This window comes from Tepidanaerobacter acetatoxydans Re1 (assembly GCF_000328765.2).
GTDB lineage: Bacteria > Bacillota > Thermosediminibacteria > Thermosediminibacterales > Tepidanaerobacteraceae > Tepidanaerobacter > Tepidanaerobacter acetatoxydans.
In genome coordinates this window covers 1,517,308-1,533,571 of record NC_019954.2, presented here as the reverse complement: position 1 = coordinate 1,533,571, position 16,264 = coordinate 1,517,308, and the positions used below count along the sequence as shown (strand labels likewise).

Annotated in this window: 16 protein-coding genes and 1 tRNA gene; 13 read left to right on the top strand and 4 right to left on the bottom strand. The window is 36.8% G+C overall.

The window, feature by feature from the left end; translation table 11 throughout:
- Window positions 1-71 precede the first annotated feature (71 nt).
- The 3 genes from TEPIRE1_RS07490 to TEPIRE1_RS07480 are packed head-to-tail and all read right to left on the bottom strand — an operon-like array spanning window position 72 to window position 3,890.
- On the bottom strand, window positions 72-1,418 hold the full coding sequence (locus tag TEPIRE1_RS07490; RefSeq protein ID WP_013778566.1) for an ABC transporter permease: 1,347 nt from the start codon (window positions 1,416-1,418) through the stop codon (window positions 72-74).
- A gap of 12 nt (window positions 1,419-1,430) precedes the next feature.
- Window positions 1,431-3,155 (bottom strand): efflux RND transporter periplasmic adaptor subunit, encoded by a 1,725-nt coding sequence (locus TEPIRE1_RS07485; protein WP_013778565.1) that lies wholly within the window; start codon window positions 3,153-3,155, stop codon window positions 1,431-1,433.
- Between the two features lie 39 nt (window positions 3,156-3,194).
- Window positions 3,195-3,890 (bottom strand): ABC transporter ATP-binding protein, encoded by a 696-nt coding sequence (locus TEPIRE1_RS07480; protein WP_013778564.1) that lies wholly within the window; start codon window positions 3,888-3,890, stop codon window positions 3,195-3,197.
- A gap of 323 nt (window positions 3,891-4,213) precedes the next feature.
- Here TEPIRE1_RS07480 and TEPIRE1_RS07475 point away from each other — a divergent pair, with 323 nt between their 5' ends.
- From TEPIRE1_RS07475 to nth, 4 genes are all read left to right on the top strand, one after another.
- A complete protein-coding gene (locus TEPIRE1_RS07475) occupies window positions 4,214-5,179 on the top strand; it encodes a polyprenyl synthetase family protein (RefSeq protein WP_158505935.1) in 966 nt (321 codons plus the stop codon).
- Window positions 5,180-5,294: 115 nt separating this feature from the next.
- Entirely contained in the window at window positions 5,295-6,377 is a 1,083-nt protein-coding gene (locus TEPIRE1_RS07470; RefSeq protein ID WP_013778562.1) for an NAD(P)H-dependent flavin oxidoreductase, read from the top strand.
- 158 nt (window positions 6,378-6,535) lie between these two features.
- Window positions 6,536-7,957, top strand: coding sequence for a S41 family peptidase (locus tag TEPIRE1_RS07465; protein WP_013778561.1), 1,422 nt, complete (start codon window positions 6,536-6,538; stop codon window positions 7,955-7,957).
- 34 nt (window positions 7,958-7,991) lie between these two features.
- A complete protein-coding gene (nth, locus tag TEPIRE1_RS07460) occupies window positions 7,992-8,678 on the top strand; it encodes an endonuclease III (protein ID WP_013778560.1) in 687 nt (228 codons plus the stop codon).
- On the opposite strand, the gene TEPIRE1_RS14490 is transcribed toward nth, so the two are convergent.
- A complete protein-coding gene (locus tag TEPIRE1_RS14490) occupies window positions 8,616-9,149 on the bottom strand; it encodes a DUF1405 domain-containing protein (RefSeq protein ID WP_414929847.1) in 534 nt (177 codons plus the stop codon). The genes nth and TEPIRE1_RS14490 overlap by 63 nt on opposite strands.
- A gap of 245 nt (window positions 9,150-9,394) precedes the next feature.
- Here TEPIRE1_RS14490 and TEPIRE1_RS07450 point away from each other — a divergent pair, with 245 nt between their 5' ends.
- From TEPIRE1_RS07450 to TEPIRE1_RS14485, 9 genes are all read left to right on the top strand, one after another.
- Window positions 9,395-9,838 carry an ACT domain-containing protein gene (locus TEPIRE1_RS07450; protein WP_013778558.1) on the top strand — a complete coding sequence of 148 codons (444 nt, stop codon included), beginning with the start codon at window positions 9,395-9,397 and terminating at the stop codon, window positions 9,836-9,838.
- A 28-nt stretch (window positions 9,839-9,866) separates the two neighbouring features.
- On the top strand, window positions 9,867-11,135 hold the full coding sequence (locus TEPIRE1_RS07445) for a homoserine dehydrogenase (protein WP_041591545.1): 1,269 nt from the start codon (window positions 9,867-9,869) through the stop codon (window positions 11,133-11,135).
- Entirely contained in the window at window positions 11,136-12,197 is a 1,062-nt protein-coding gene (gene thrC, locus TEPIRE1_RS07440; RefSeq protein ID WP_013778556.1) for a threonine synthase, read from the top strand. It abuts the gene before it with no gap.
- 4 nt (window positions 12,198-12,201) lie between these two features.
- Entirely contained in the window at window positions 12,202-13,092 is an 891-nt protein-coding gene (gene thrB, locus TEPIRE1_RS07435; protein ID WP_013778555.1) for a homoserine kinase, read from the top strand.
- Window positions 13,093-13,241: 149 nt separating this feature from the next.
- Window positions 13,242-13,318 (top strand) — tRNA-Pro (locus TEPIRE1_RS07430).
- 299 nt (window positions 13,319-13,617) lie between these two features.
- Complete coding sequence (locus TEPIRE1_RS07425) at window positions 13,618-14,805, top strand: HlyD family efflux transporter periplasmic adaptor subunit (protein ID WP_013778554.1); 1,188 nt, start codon at window positions 13,618-13,620, stop codon at window positions 14,803-14,805.
- Window positions 14,806-14,816: 11 nt separating this feature from the next.
- On the top strand, window positions 14,817-15,509 hold the full coding sequence (locus TEPIRE1_RS07420; protein ID WP_013778553.1) for a YggS family pyridoxal phosphate-dependent enzyme: 693 nt from the start codon (window positions 14,817-14,819) through the stop codon (window positions 15,507-15,509).
- Window positions 15,510-15,527: 18 nt separating this feature from the next.
- Window positions 15,528-15,962, top strand: a complete 435-nt coding sequence (locus TEPIRE1_RS07415) for a cell division protein SepF (protein ID WP_013778552.1) — start codon at window positions 15,528-15,530, stop codon at window positions 15,960-15,962.
- Window positions 15,963-15,996: 34 nt separating this feature from the next.
- Window positions 15,997-16,254 (top strand): YggT family protein, encoded by a 258-nt coding sequence (locus TEPIRE1_RS14485; RefSeq protein ID WP_041591544.1) that lies wholly within the window; start codon window positions 15,997-15,999, stop codon window positions 16,252-16,254.
- Window positions 16,255-16,264 lie beyond the last annotated feature (10 nt).

The window sequence follows — 16,264 nt, the reverse complement described above, 5'->3', positions numbered from 1 at the left end:
TATAAAATGTATGAATGTAAAAGCCTATTTTTTGCAAAAGAAACTTTTAACTACAAATCCGCAACATAACCCTACTGCCGTCTTAAGGCTTCAATAGGCGGAACTGAAGATGCCGAAACAGCAGGATAAATTCCAAATAAAAGCCCTGATACCAATGCCACAACAACAGCTATTTTTATGGCTTCAAAACTGATAGCTGTTTCAAACCCATGTCGGGCAAAAACATTTAGCCCCCATATACCAGCCACTGTGCCGGCTATTGCACCTATGCCGCTCACGTAAAGTGCTTCTAATAAAAATTGTACTAATAAATCAGTCTGCTTTGCTCCAAGCGCCCGGCGAACTCCTATCTCCTGTGTGCGCTCTGTAACTGCCACGAGCATAATATTCATTATTCCCAAACCGCCTACTAAAAGTGAAACTGCTGCAATACCGCCAAGTAAAAGAGTCATTACACGATTGGCTTGGTCAGCTTCTTGCACTAACTGATTTAAGTTAGTGATGGTAATTAAATCTTCACCGCCTGGAATTATGGGATTGCTGTCTGCTGAATCTGAAGATGATTCCATAGCAATTTCCATATCGGCCGAGCTGCTTTGTGCAACTGTTTCATCGGTTGCTTCACCTTTGCTGTCATTGCCGGATAAAGTAGTTGGAGCACTTTGATCTAGGCCCAATTTTCTTTTAAAAATTCTGCCGAGCTGAACAACAGCAAGGTCTGCTTTTAGTGGGGTTTCAGCTTTGCCCCATATTTCAGCAACCGTTTTTTTATCCGCAATTTTTAAAGCAGTTGTATAAGGTATGACTATTTTGTCATCAATGTCATCTGCCTTGCCGGGACCTTTTGGAGCTAATACGCCGACGATCCTAAAAGTCCTGCCGTTTAAACTAATAACTTGACCGACAGGATTGCGGCCTCCCATTAAACCGAAACCCATATTGTAGCCTAAAACAACAACCGGAGATCGCTGAGATACATGTAATTTAGTAAAAAAGTGACCCGATAGCAGCTCATTATCTCTAATACTTGGGAATTCGCTGTTTACTCCGATTATGTCGACTGTGCCGCGAGCACGTCGCCAACGCATTACTGCTTTTGTATAAACCACAGGTGTGGCCATGTCCATTCCATCGACTCGTTCTACTAAGTCTTGCACATCATCGGGATCAAATTCTACCGAAGGATCGTTTGCCTTAATAGCAATTACATTAGAACCAAGACTTTCAAATTGAGCTACAACAGCTTGCCTTGCACCCTCACCTATTCCCATAAGGCTTACAACAGAAGTTACACCAATAGTTACACCTAATATTGTAAGTGCCGAGCGCATAGGATGTGCCAATATACCATGAGCTGCCATTCGAGCGGCAAACCAAAATCGAGTAAGTGCAGGTAATATCCGTAGCGATTTAAACATTTTATTCACTCCTTAATTGGATGCCGGTGTTTTTTCCCCGCCATTGCCTTCCTTGTCTTTATCTTTATCTTTATTTTTGTCATTGTCATCATTTGAAGGAACTATAGAATCTTTGTTTCCAATATGTTGACTTGGCAGCAGGTCAGCACTGCTTCCGGTTATTACCAATTGACCTTCTTTTAGACCGCTTTTAACTTCGGCCAAACGGTCATTCATTAAACCGAGCTTTACTGGTACAGCTTTTGTAGTTCCGTCCGGATTTAGGATTTCAACTTTTTGAACGCCATCTTCTTCGAATACTCCCTCCAACGGTACCAACAGTACATCTTTGGCACTGCCTGCATCAATATAAGCTCTGGCCTGCATACCAGGTCGTAGATTAGGTCCTCCTTTTACTTCAATGTCCACGGCAAATTTTGTAATTCCCTTCATGTCTTGACCCATAGTATCTACATGCATTACTTCACCTTCAAAGGTTTCGCCTGGAAGTGCATCTACGGTGACTTTTACCGGAGAACCTTGTTTTATAAGTAAAACATCAATATCGTCAACTTCGACCCACATTCCCATATCACTGGTATTAAAAACATAACCCATCCATTCTCCCGAGCGAACCTGAGCTCCAAGTTGTGTATCCCAACTGGCTATAATGCCATCCATAGGTGCCCTGACTTCCATTTGCCCAACTTTTGAATAGAGCTGAGACAACTCAAATTCCTTTTCGCGAATTTTATCGAGCTTTTCCTGAATTGTTTTCTGAACATCTGAGCCGGATAGAGAGACAATAGGGTCACCCTTTTTAACAGTTTCCATTTCTTTGACATGGACTTGCGTCGCAACTGCTTCTACTGTTGATAAAACTCTTTCTTCATCAACGAAACCTGTAACGGTGGAAGGACTTGAAAACCATGACACTTTTGTGGAGTTATTTTTATCTAATGGTATACCCACATGAACTTCAAGGCCGGATTTTACTAGTCCGGGATTGCTGCCTTCGATGGTTATCCAGTGTACAAAGCCCTTTGCGGGTTCATCTTCATCGCCATCGGGAACCGGATTTGGGTTTATATCTGTTATCGTTCCATAATATATACCATCAAATATAGAAAATCTCAAAGCAAGTTCATCACCTAATTTTATATTACTAAACTCATCTGGGTATAATTTAGCATCAATCTTAAAACGAGAGTCATCAACAATTCTAGCAACAATATGTCCTTGCTTGATTTCTTGACTTTCAGCGACTGAAAGGCCGGAAACCCTTCCGTCAATAGGTGCCCTCAAGATAACGCCCTGAGATGGATTTACCTCATATAGTCTCTCTGAAGGCAGACCTGTTAAATCTGATAGAAATTTTTTTTCACTTTCCAATTCATCCTGAGCATTTTTAATTTGAGTTTGAAGTTCCGGTGCTGCCAGCCTTGCAATAACTTGTCCCATTTTAACTTCGGTGCCCTCTTCGGCTAAAATTTCGACTAAAGTATATTGAATATCCTCGGCAGACATTTCGTAATAATTTCTTCCGCCGGGAGCTTGTATACTGCCGCTTCGTGAGGGGTTTAAAGGCCCCGTAACGTCTATCCCAACGGTGATATCTCCACGAACTACGGGTTTTGTTGAATATACCGGACCTTGAGCCTCTTGCTCTGGCGGTGGTAAAAGTTCCTTATAAGCATAAAATCCTCCGCCGATTACGACTACTATAATTAAGGCGATCATTAAAATACGCTGCATCATTTTCTATTACCTCCAAAAATTAAATAAGATAATTAAACGTTATTTTTGTTTGATTACATTTTCAACATGCTCTATTTTACCGTCTCGCAAATGAAATATTGTATGACCATATTCAGCTACACTTTTCTCATGGGTCACCTGAACAATGGTTATACCTCTTTGATTATTTAGCTCTTGGAAAATTTCCATTATGCTTTCACTGGTTTTTGAATCTAAAGCACCTGTTGGTTCATCCGCAAGTAATACTTTAGGATCTCCTACAATAGCTCTTGCGATTGCTACTCGCTGTTGCTCACCACCCGAAAGCTGTGATGGTCGATGATGAATACGCTGCTCTAGACCTACGGACTTAAGTGCTTTAACAGACCGCTTATAACGTTCGCTACCGCTTAAACCGCGATAAATTAACGGTAATTCAACATTCTCTAAAGCATTTAAATCAGGCAGCAGGTGAAAGCTTTGAAATACAAAGCCTAGAAGCTGATTGCGTATATCTGCCAGTTCACTGTCGCCCATCTTCTCAACTCGCCTGCCTGCGATTTCATATGTACCCGAGGTAGGCCTATCTAAACAGCCTAAAATGTTAAGCATGGTAGATTTGCCTGAACCCGAAGGCCCCATAATTGAAATAAAGTCACCCTCATTAATACTTAAATTAATATTTTCAAGAGCATTTATAAAGACTTGACCATTTCTGTAACTGCGTGATATATTCTTCAATTCTATTACGGGCAAACTATTACCTCCTCCTTGCTGTTATATAGTTAGATATAGGGTATAAATCTATCTATCATGTTAGACGGTTTTGACATACAAAAGGTTTCATGCTTTAGCAAGAAAATAAATAGTAATGTAATTATTTATCACGACTGTTATTACCTGCTTTATATCAGTTCTCAATAACATAATTCTTTACAAATATAAAAACTCCTTTTTATTAAGAAATAAAATAATGCTTAAAATTGGTGTATAGACATTTACAAATAAAATACTTATACTAAACATGCAGTATAAGATTTTATTTCATTTCAATGAGATTTTTCATGTGTGGTGATATGATGTTCAAACAAATTGTGGGTGAAATAGAAGAAGAGTTGCTGATTTTGGAAGATGATTTAATACGAGCTGTAAGCACTAAAAGAAAATTAATAGAAAAACCGTTAATGAATATGATAAGTTCCGGTGGGAAGCGACTTAGACCGGCAATGCTTTTAGCAGCCGCAAGGTTTGGCGAATATGATTTTGAAATAGTAAGACCTTTAGCACTTTCAGTAGAACTTATACATACAGCTACAATAATTCACGATGACATTGTAGATGATTCACCTATAAGACGAGGAGTTTTGAGTATTCAATCTCAGTTGGGTAAGGATGTGGCTGTTTATGCCGGCGATTACATCTTCTGCAAGGTTTTTGAAATCTTGGCTGCTTCAACTTATTCCAATATATTGGAACAAGTTTCTAAGGCTATGTCTCAGATTTGTGAAGGTGAGTTAAAACAAAGAGAAGATCTTTTTGATACTGATTTAACATTTAAAGACTACCTTTACCGAATACAGAAGAAGACAGCGATTTTATTTGCTTTAAGTGCACAGATGGGAGCAGATGTTTCAAAAGCTCCGGATAAAATTATAAAAGCCTTATATAGTTATGGTATAAACATAGGCATGGCTTTTCAAATAATTGACGATTTGTTGGATTTTACGGGTGATTATAAGAAGCTTGGTAAACCTACTGGTTCAGATATAAGAGAAGGCATAATAACACTGCCGGTTATTTATGCATTAAAACACTCCGATGACAGGGAACGCTTACAAGAAATTTTAAAAAACAAGAATACAAACGAAGATGAAATGAGTATAGCTGTTGAAATAATACAAAAATCCGGTGGGTTAAAATATACTGAACATATGGCTGAAAGATATGTACAAAAAGCGAAGCGCTCTATTGTAATACTTCCGAATACCCCAATGAAAAAACTTTTAGAGGATGCTCCGGAGGTTATTGCAAGAAAATGTAAATAGAAAGCAAATGTCTATGTATTTTTTACTTCTTCCCTTTTTCAAAAATAAGTTATATACTATAAGAAAGTATTAATAGTAAGTATTAGTAGTTGCTAACATATTAAGGAGGTTGCATATGAATTTACCTGAGCTTAGAATAGATAATCTTGTTGCTAGAGTCCCTATTGTGCAAGGCGGTATGGGAGTAGGAATTTCCCTTTCTTCTTTAGCCGGTAATGTGGCATTAAACGGTGGCATTGGTGTTATCTCCGGGGTTGAGCCTGGGTTTAATGAACCGGATTATCTCAAAAATAAGAAAGAAGCAAATCTTAGGGCTTTGCGAATGCACATACAAAAAGCCAGAGATATATGCAAGGATGGAATCTTAGGTGTAAATATTATGGTTGTACTAAATAACTTTGAAGAAATGGTTGCAGAAGCTGTAAAGCAAAAGATTGATATCATATTTTCCGGTGCCGGCCTTCCTTTAAAATTACCGCAATTTACAATGGGTTCTGATACAAAAAATGTCCCAATAGTTTCTTCCGGGCGGGCTGCAGCTGTGATTTGCAAAAGCTGGCATAAGCACTATGGTGTTGTGCCAGATGCCATAGTGGTTGAAGGACCTTTGGCCGGAGGTCATCTTGGATTTTCTGAAGAGGAAATCAAGCACCCGTCATTTCAGCTTATCGACCTTTTAAAAAGTGTCTTGGATACAATAAAACCTTATGAGGAGCTTTATAGAAAAAAAATCCCGGTTATTGCCGCAGGCGGAGTCTTTAATGGCCAAGATATTGCTAACCTTATACAGGCAGGAGCTTCCGGAGTCCAAATGGGCACTCGCTTTGTAGCAACACATGAATGTGATGCGTCTGATGAATTTAAAAAAGTATATCTGGAGGCAACTCCTGATGATGTACAACTAATCCACAGTCCGGTAGGTATGATAGGAAGGGCTATTAGAAACAAATTTTTAATTGAGGTTGAAGCAGGCAAGAAAAAACCTATTCGCTGCCTGTGCAACTGCTTAAAACCGTGTAATCCCGCCAAAGCACCGTACTGTATAGCAGATGCATTGATTAATGCTCAAAGAGGAAATTTTGATAACGGATTTGCGTTTGCAGGCACAAATGTTTATAGAATCAAAGAAATTGTTTCGGTAAAACAGCTTATGGATGAATTGGTATCCGAAACCAAATACCATTTACAGTTTATTTAAAAATAAACCGAAAAGAAATTAATAATTGTTTAATGCCAATTTAATAAAAGCCTTATTTAGGCTTTTATTTTTTAGAAAGGTTTTTAAAATTATTATACAATCCGTACAATTTTATGTTAAAATATAGACACTATGATTATCCGGAGGAAGGTATAAATATGAAAAAACGCTCTAGGTGGTTCAAATGCATCATAATAATAGCTATGATATCTTTTCTTTCTATAACTCCTGTTACATATGATAAAGTTATAGCGGCAGAAGAAAAGATTCCGGATGAAATATACTTTTTGATGCAGATGGAGAATTTTTTAAAAACGAATTATGTTGAAGATGTAGCGGATTTGGATTTATTAAGAGGAGCTATTAAAGGGATGATTGAGTCATTAGACGATCCATATTCCGAGTATTTTACTCCTGAGGAATTTAAAGAATTTAATGAAGAAACAAGCGGGAATTTTGAAGGCATAGGTGTTGTAATTACTTTAAAGGATAAATATATAACCGTTGTTTCGGTTTTAGAGGGTAGCCCTGCCGAAAAAGCGGGAATAAAACCGGGTGACAGATTTATAGAAATTGACGGCAGTAATGTAACCGGCCTACCTCTTTCGGATATATTAAACCGGTTAAAAGGTGATAAAGGCTCAAAGGTAAATATAGGCGTTATCAGGGGAGATGACAGGCAGGTACTAAGATTTGAAGTAGAACGAGGTGTTATCAAAACAAATCCCATTAGCTCCAAGATATTAGGGCAGGGTATCGGCTATATAAAAATAAGTGAGTTTAATGAAAATACGGTGGAAAATTTAGATAAAGCCCTTAATGATTTTAAAAAAGGCGGAGTTCTTGGTATAGTTTTAGACCTTCGCAATAACCCGGGAGGTTATCTTGATCAAGCTGTAGAAGTGGCTACTCGATTTGTACCCAAAGGTCCTATAGTAAACATAGTTTCAAAAGATGGTAATATCCAATCATATACATCAAAATCTGAGATGTCATCCAATAAATTGGTTGTACTTGTAAATGGAGGTTCTGCAAGTGCATCGGAAATATTGGCCGGAGCCATTAAAGATAGGAAAGTCGGTATTTTGGTTGGCGAAAAGACTTTTGGGAAAGGTATGGTGCAAAGGACTCTTAGTTTAGGAACATTAGGCGGAATTAAATTAACTATTGCACACTATACGACACCAAACGGTACAAATATTAATAAAACAGGAATAATCCCTGATATAGTCGTCGAAACAGATAAAACAAATCCATTTAAAGATTTTAGTCCGTTAAACAGCCAAAAAACATTAAAATATGGAAATATCGGCTTAGAAGTGCTAGGCATTCAACAAAGATTGCGGTTCTTGAACTTGTTTAACACCACTCCGGATGGAGTTTTCGGGCCAAGGACACAACAGGCGGTAAAAGCTTTGCAGCAGAAAGCTGGCTTGCCTTCGACCGGCGTTGTCGATGCAAATTTCTATAAAGCTTTAGATGATGCTATATATAAAAAGCTTTCTTTGGCGGAGGATATTCAATTAAGGAAGGCCATTGATGTTCTAAAGGAAATGATAAAAAAAAGTAAAGCAGCTTGAAACCAGATAATATTTGGAATTGCAAGGAAAGATTATGATGAAAAAGGACAAGATTACATCTGAAGAAAAAGAGCGGGAACGTATAACTGCTATAATTTCAAAATTAAGCAAGTTATATCCTGAGGCAACGACTGCCTTGAATCACAGCAGCCCATTTGAGCTGTTAATTGCTACGATCCTATCGGCTCAGTGTACTGATAAGCGAGTAAACAAAGTGACGGAAAGACTTTTTAAAAAATATAAAGGTCCTAAAGATTTTGCTGAAGCAAACAAGTCTGAACTGGAACAGGATATTAAAGAATGTGGCATATTTAAAAATAAAAGCAAGAATATAATAGAAACTTCAAAGATACTCTTTGAAAAATATAATGGGCAAGTGCCGTCTAACTTTGATGAATTGATAGAGCTTCCGGGAGTTGGACGTAAGACTGCCAATGTTGTTTTGGCAAATGCCTTTGGCAAGCCCGCATTTGCTGTGGATACTCATGTATATAGGCTTGCTCATCGCTTGGGTTTTTCCGATAAAAAGAATTTAATTGAAGTTGAAAGGGATTTAAGGGAGAAAATCCCCGAAAATTTATGGATAAAGGCTCATCATTGGCTAATTTACCATGGTCGCAATATTTGCCGCGCACGAAAACCCCTATGCGATGAGTGCTTACTTAGTGATTTGTGTCTTAAGTTTCAAAAAGCAATAAATGCTGATAAAAATTGTCAGTAAGACAGCTGAAAAAACAGCTGTTTTTAACTGACCTTGTGCGAAAAGCCAAGGATATATTCCTAAACTGTAGTCTATGGCATCGCTTGCTATCATAAGGAAGGTTAAAACAATCATATCTTTTTTGCTGAAATGACATTTGTTTATAAATAAAAAACCTTCAATAGCCATACCCAGGTGTGACAAAGTAAGGTGAAAATTCGTGAAGGTATAATTACCGCCTATTAAAAAAAAGTGGGTATTAATTATTACTGCCCAGAGTCCATATTTAATGAGCCATGCGCAGGCGATTAATGTTACAAACGGTCTGGGTTTTTTTATTATTATGAGCAAAAGTGCAATAGAAAAAAGTAGGGAAGCTGTTGGACTATCAGGCACGAAAACTTTTAAAAGTGTCGGGGTTGTTGATAGTTGTTGTCGATACCAATAAAAACCGTAAACAGAGCCAATGAAATTTATGCAAAATAGTATCAATAATAATGAAAGCTTTATATCTTTTTTATGCAATTATATTCCCCCTGAAAACCTTGTGAACTTTATTATAACACAAATTATTTTACTAAATAAAAGCAGAATGCGGCTACCAAACAAATATCTTATAAAATTGTAAAATTACATGAATATATGGCATTGTTTTTTATTTAAGGTTGTGCTATAATGTCTTTCATCTATGTATATATGTTTACTACATACGCACAATTGATTAAGGAGGAACGGAGTTGGTCGAAAAAGGCGGTTTTTATATCATAAAGGAAGAAATAATGCCGGAGATTTTGAAGAAAACTGTTAAAGCAAAAGAACTTTTAAAGAGCGGAAAAGCCAAAACTATTAATGAAGCAACTGAAACTGTCGGAATGAGCAGAAGTGCTTTTTATAAGTATAAAGATTATATTTTCCCTTTTTATGAGGCTAGCATGGGTAAGATAATAACGGTTTCTTTGTTGTTAGAGCACATACCTGGTGTTTTATCTGCAATTTTGGATGAGATTGCAAGAGCACATGGTAATGTATTAACTATTAATCAAAATATACCTATCCAGAATATGGCAAGTGTTACTATTTCTTTTGAAACAGGTAATATGACTAAAAATGTTGAAGATTTATTGGCAATCATACAAAATACGGATGGCGTTCAAAAAGTCGACATAGTAGCCCAGGGATGAAAAAACGACAGGAGATGGTTAAACAATGATACAAGTTGGCATTTTAGGTTTAGGCACTGTTGGTACAGGAGTCGTAGAATTAATAGAAAAAAATAATGATATAATAGAAAAAAGAATTGGAGATCGAATAAATATAAAAAAAGTTCTTGTAAAAAATATAAATAAACGAAGGTCAAGCCTAGTAGAGGGGAAAATAACAGATAAATTTGAAGATATTTTAGAAGATGAGGATATTTCGGTGGTTGCTGAAGTTATGGGTGGTGAAGAGCCCGCTCTCACTTATATCAGAGAATTATTAAGCAGAGGAAAGCATGTAGTAACCGCCAATAAAGAGGTGATTTCAGAACACGGAAATGAACTCTTAAAAATTTCGGCAGAAAAAGATGTGAATTTGTTGTTTGAAGCCAGCGTGGGTGGCGGGATACCAATAATTATGCCAATGAAACAATGCTTATCTGCTAATGATATTGTTAAGGTAATGGGAATATTAAATGGTACTACTAACTACATTTTAAGTCAGATGACTGAGAAAAGCGAAAGCTTTAGTGAAGCCCTAGAAAAGGCTCAACTCGAAGGGTGTGCAGAGAGCGATCCTACAAATGATGTAAAAGGCTTTGATGCCGCAAGAAAGCTGGCCATACTATCTTCTATCGCATTCAACACTCGCATTACTCCAGAGCAGGTTTATACAGAAGGTATAGACAACATAAGTCATTTGGATATTGAGTATGCACGTGAATTAGGAGCGGTTATAAAACTCATCGCTCTTGGCAAAAAAAATGAAAATAATATAGAAGTTTCGGTAACACCGGTGCTGTTAAAAAAAGATCATCCTTTAGCCAGTGTATCCGGAACATTTAACGCAATAATGGTTGAAGGTGATGCTGTGGGACCTGTTATGTTTTATGGGTTAGGAGCAGGTAAAATGCCTACTGCAAGTGCTGTAGTTGCAGATATTATGGAAGCCGTTAGAAATAAAAACGGGAGTAAACTCCACTGCACATGCTACAATCGCCTAAATGTAATGGATTCGGGAGAAAGTGTAACGAGTTTTTATTTGCGATTGAGAGTTTTCGATAGGCCGGGGGTGCTTTCAAAAATTGCGGGAGCTTTTGGAGAAAATCAAATTAGTTTATCAAAAGTATTTCAAAAGAACACGATAAATGGCACCGCTGAAATCGTCATGGTTACGTATGATGTTCCGTTTAAAAATCTTCAAGAAGCCTTAGATGAAATCAGGGCGTATAAACAGGTAGTTGAAATATCTACAGTTATTAGAGTTGAGGGGGAATGTTAAATGAGGCAAAAAACAGGAATAATTAATAATTATTTTTCATATCTTCCTGTTAAAGACAAAAAGAATATAGTTACACTTTGTGAAGGTAGTACACCCTTACTTCGAGCAAAGAATCTGGAAGAGTACTTGGATACAGAAGTGCATATTTATTTAAAATACGAGGGTTTGAATCCAACAGGATCTTTTAAAGACAGGGGAATGACTGTTGCCGTTTCTAAGGCTGTTGAAGATGATGCAAGTGCTGTCATATGTGCTTCTACAGGCAATACGTCTGCTTCTGCGGCTGCTTATGCGGCAAAAGCTCGCTTGAAATGCATTGTCTTGATTCCAAATGGTGCTATTGCTATGGGAAAATTGGCTCAGGCAATTGCTTATGGAGCAAAAGTAATTGCTGTAAACGGCAATTTTGATGATGCCTTAAAGATGGTAAGAGAAATATCTTCCAAGAAGCCAATAACTCTTGTTAATTCAATAAATCCATACAGGATCGAAGGCCAAAAGACTGCTGCTTTTGAAATTTGTGATGAGCTTGAAGAGGCACCGGATTATCTTGCTATTCCGGTGGGAAATGCAGGAAATATAACGGCTTATTGGAAGGGGTTTAAGGAATACTACTCACTTAAAAAAAGTAAGAAGTTGCCTAAAATGATGGGTTTCCAAGCTGCTGGTGCAGCACCAATTGTTGAAAATAGAGTTATCGAGAACCCTGAAACCATCGCTACGGCTATTCGAATAGGCAATCCTGCAAGCTGGAAGTACGCCGTAGAAGCTGCTGAAAATTCTGGAGGCAGGATACAAAAAGTAACAGATGATGAAATTTTGCAAGCATATAAAATTCTGGCAAAAAAAGAAGGTGTTTTTGTTGAGCCGGCTTCGGCTGCTTCGGTAGCAGGCATTATAAAAATGTGTAAGGATAAGGTCTTGAAAAAAGGAGAGAAGATCGTGGCAGTATTAACTGGTCATGGTTTAAAAGATCCCGACACAGCTATTCAGAACGGAGTGAAGCCGACTGTTATTGAGGCAAGAATGGAGTTGCTAGAAAAAGAAATATATGGGGAGTGAAAGCATGGTAAGAGTTAAGATTCCGGCTACGACAGCAAATTTTGGTCCGGGTTTTGACTGCCTCGGCGCATCACTTGGACTATATAACTATATTGATATGGAATTTTCAGATGCTCCCAAAGTCTATGTAAAAGGAGAAGGAGTTGAAGAAATCCCATTAGATAAAACCAACTTAGTTTATCAGGCGGCAGCTAAAGTTCTAAAACGTGCAAATGTAAACAAGGATTTAAAAATAGTTTTAGAAAACCATATTCCTCTAGCAAGAGGTCTGGGAAGCAGTGCTGCTTGCATAGTTGGGGGGTTAATGGCGGCTAATCACCTGATAGGAGATATTTTTGAGAACAGTGAACTACTAAAAATTGCAACCGAAATGGAAGGACACCCTGATAACGTAGTGCCTGCAGCATTCGGGGGTTTTTGTCTATCCATGATATATGAAAATAAGATTATTTATAAAACCTTTCCTATGCCATTTTGGTTGAAATTTGTGGTTTGTATACCGGATTTTGAGCTAAAAACAGAGGATGCGAGGAAGATCCTTCCTGAAGAGATAAACTTTAAAGATGCCGTATTTAACATTAGTCGCACGGCAATGCTTGTGGCTGCAATGGCCCAAGGCGACTTATCCAATATGGATATTTTTTGTCAGGACAGGTTGCACCAACCATTTAGGAGCCAATTAATTCCCGGCATGGAAAAGATACTTGCGACAGTAAGGGAAAAGGGTGCTTTTGCCGGTTTTTTAAGCGGATCCGGCCCTACAGTTGTATGCCTAACTTTAAGGGAGAGGGCTGACGCATTAGGTGAACATATGGTAGACATCTTTTCAAGAGCAGGTATAAAATCTTGCTATAAAGTACTATCATCAGATTCGGAAGGGGTAAAATTTTTATAAATAGTTGGGTATAGCTTCTTTATTATTCATACGAAGCAATCATTTAGTGACCCGGCAAAGTAAATCATCTTGAAAAACCATAAAATTATTTAAAGGACTTGAAATTACCAAGTCTATGCTTTATAATAATATATGCTATTTGAAAGAATCTGGGTGTGGCGCAGTTTGGTAGCGCGCTAGAATGGGGTTCTAGAGGCCGGGGGTTCAAGTCCCCCCACTCAGACCAGTTTCTTTAATTATTAAGGATTATAGAAGTTATCTATAGACTAAGATCTTATGATTGAGAAAGTGCTATTTTTAAGTGCAAGGATAGTTTTAATAGAAATTTAGTGTAAGCCGTTTACCTCGTTTCCGGTAAGCGGCTTTTTAACGTTAAATTTTTGCTTTATTTTTTTAACTGCAGTAATCTTAAAAAGAGGATTATGCCTATTTTTGGAGAACATATAAAATAATAGCTTAGTTTACTGTAAAGCGCATACTTAATAAAGTCTGCTTGGTATTTTGCCCAAAAAGGTGATTTGAAAGATGCATCAGAATTCTAATAAAAAGGTGATATATTTAAAGCCTAAAAAATCGTTTTTTTTAAGAGTGCGTTCTATCCTGATTTTATTTTTTATTGGAATCATAATTTTTGCTGCCTATCATTTTTTACATATAAAAACATATGTAGTGTCAAAAGGAACGATTGATAAAGGTTTTTTTTCTGATGCTGTTATTATAAAAAATGAAAAAGTGCTTTTATCGCCGACAAATGGCAAATTGGAATTGCTAGTAGATTCGGGCGAAAGAGTTAGGGTAGGTGCGCCGGTTTTTAGAGTTACTACAGATGCCAGAAAAAAAGAGATTTATCTGCAAGAAATAACTGAAATTGAAGATAAAATAAAATCCTTAAAAGATAGTGAGGATACTTCATCGATATCTTTAAATCTAATTAACAAATCCATCGAAGATATTACCCAAAAACTAAAAGATGCCACAGATATTAGTGATTCCGGCAAGGCGAAATTACTGGAAGATGAGCTGACCAGACTAAGAGAAGAAAAACAGGAAAAAATTGATTCCAATAAAGCTAATATAGATGTCTTACAAGAACAATTGGAGAAGTTAAAAAATGTATTAAATGAATCTGACACGGTAGTTTATGCTCCCATTGCAGGGATAGTAAGCCTAAATATAGATGGTTTTGAAGACTTGCTGGTTGCTGATACGCTTGGAGAACTTACCTATTCTCAATTGCAAGCTGTAAGCGATGATTCAAGTGATAGGGATTTATCAGCAATCATCAAAACAAACCAAGCCGTAGTCAAAATAATAGATAATTTCACTTGGTATTTAGCACTTAAGCTAGAACATCAAATGGAGGAAGGAAGAAGTTACTATATAAAATTGCTCGATGGTAATGATGGCAATGAAAAAATAAAAGCAAAGCTGATAAATATTAGCGAAGACGGGTCTATAGGCTTTTTTTTAGTTAATACAGGCTTAGATAGTCTTCTAGACTCGAGGAAAATAAAAGTATTTGTTGTTACCGGAACTTATACGGGTAACATAATACCTTCAACTGGTTTGTTTTTTAATGAAGGAAAGGAAGGGGTATATATAATAGAACAAGGTAAAAAACAATTTAAACCTATAGAAATCACAGCTCGCAATGAAAATAATATAATTATAAATGGATTAAAACCAGGAGATAAAATTTTACTAAAAAAATAAGAGGGGATAGCATGTCTTTATTAGAAGAAAATATTGCAAACATCAAATCAAGAATAAAATTTGCTGCAGAGCGAGCGGGTAGAAACCCTGAAAATATTGATATAGTAGCAGTTACAAAAACAATTCCACCTGAAATTATTCAAAAAGCGGTTGACAGCGGTCTTGTTTTATTAGGTGAAAACAGAGTTCAGGAAGCCCGCGATAAAAAGGAATTGGTAAATGGAAATGTTCAATGGCATTTAATAGGTCATTTACAAAGAAATAAAGTGAAGATGGCGCTTGGCTTATTTTCTATGATTCAGTCAATCGATAGTTTGCCACTGGCTGAAGAAATACAAAAAAGAGCCGAGCAGATACAACAAACAGTCGATGTCCTGGTTCAAGTAAATATTGGCAGAGAAAAAACAAAGTATGGAGTAGATCCGGATAATACTAAAAGCTTTATAGAAAAGATTGCCTTATTTCCAAATTTAAGGGTTAGAGGTTTAATGGCAATAGCTCCTTTTAAGCAAAATCCAGAAGATGTAAGGCCGTATTTTCGGCAATTAAGAGAAATTTTTAAAAATATAAAGCAAACACATATTGATAATGTAAATATGGAATATTTATCTATGGGAATGAGCAATGATTTTGAAGTGGCTGTTGAAGAAGGGGCAAATATGGTTAGGATTGGGACCGGTATTTTTGGGGTTAGGGAAAAATAACTTTAAGAGGTGATAAAAATGAACACAAAAACGTTTTTTGAAAAAGTGTTGTATTTTTTGGGCATCCAAGATGAAATGCCTGAAGAACCGGAAAAAGAAAATTATGAGCCTTATATTGTAAGGCCTGAGCAAAAACCTGCAAGTCGAGTCATTAATATTCATCAAACAAGTAAGAATAAAATGGTAATATTTAAACCCAGTTCATTTGAAGAAGTTCGTGAAATAACTGACGAAGTAAAGAATCGAAGAGCAGCTATAGTGAATTTAGAAAAACTAGATAAGGAAAACGCAAAGCGAATATTGGATTTTATGGCGGGTAGTATTTACGCACTAAACGGAACTGCGAGGAAAATAGGCTCAGGAATATTTGTTTTTGCACCAGACAATATAGATGTTTCCGGAGTTGATATGGAAGAATACAACTTGGAAAAATCATCTCTAATTTCAAAATGAGAGGTGTGAGATTTTGCTATTAAAGATAGTTAATATGTTCTTTCAGTTTCTCTATTTTATGATTACGATACGGATTGTTTTATCATTTTTCCCAAATCCGATTAATTCAAATATTTATAGAGTTATTTATCAAATTACGGAGCCTATTCTGTTTCCGTTCAGATCTTTTTTAGAAAAATTTATACCTAGGGGTCCTGGCTACTATCTAGATTTTTCGCCTATATTAGCCTTGCTTTTTCTGGATGTTTTACGAGGAATTATCATCAGATTATTGTTAGCGATTCTTTGGTAAGGAGATGACA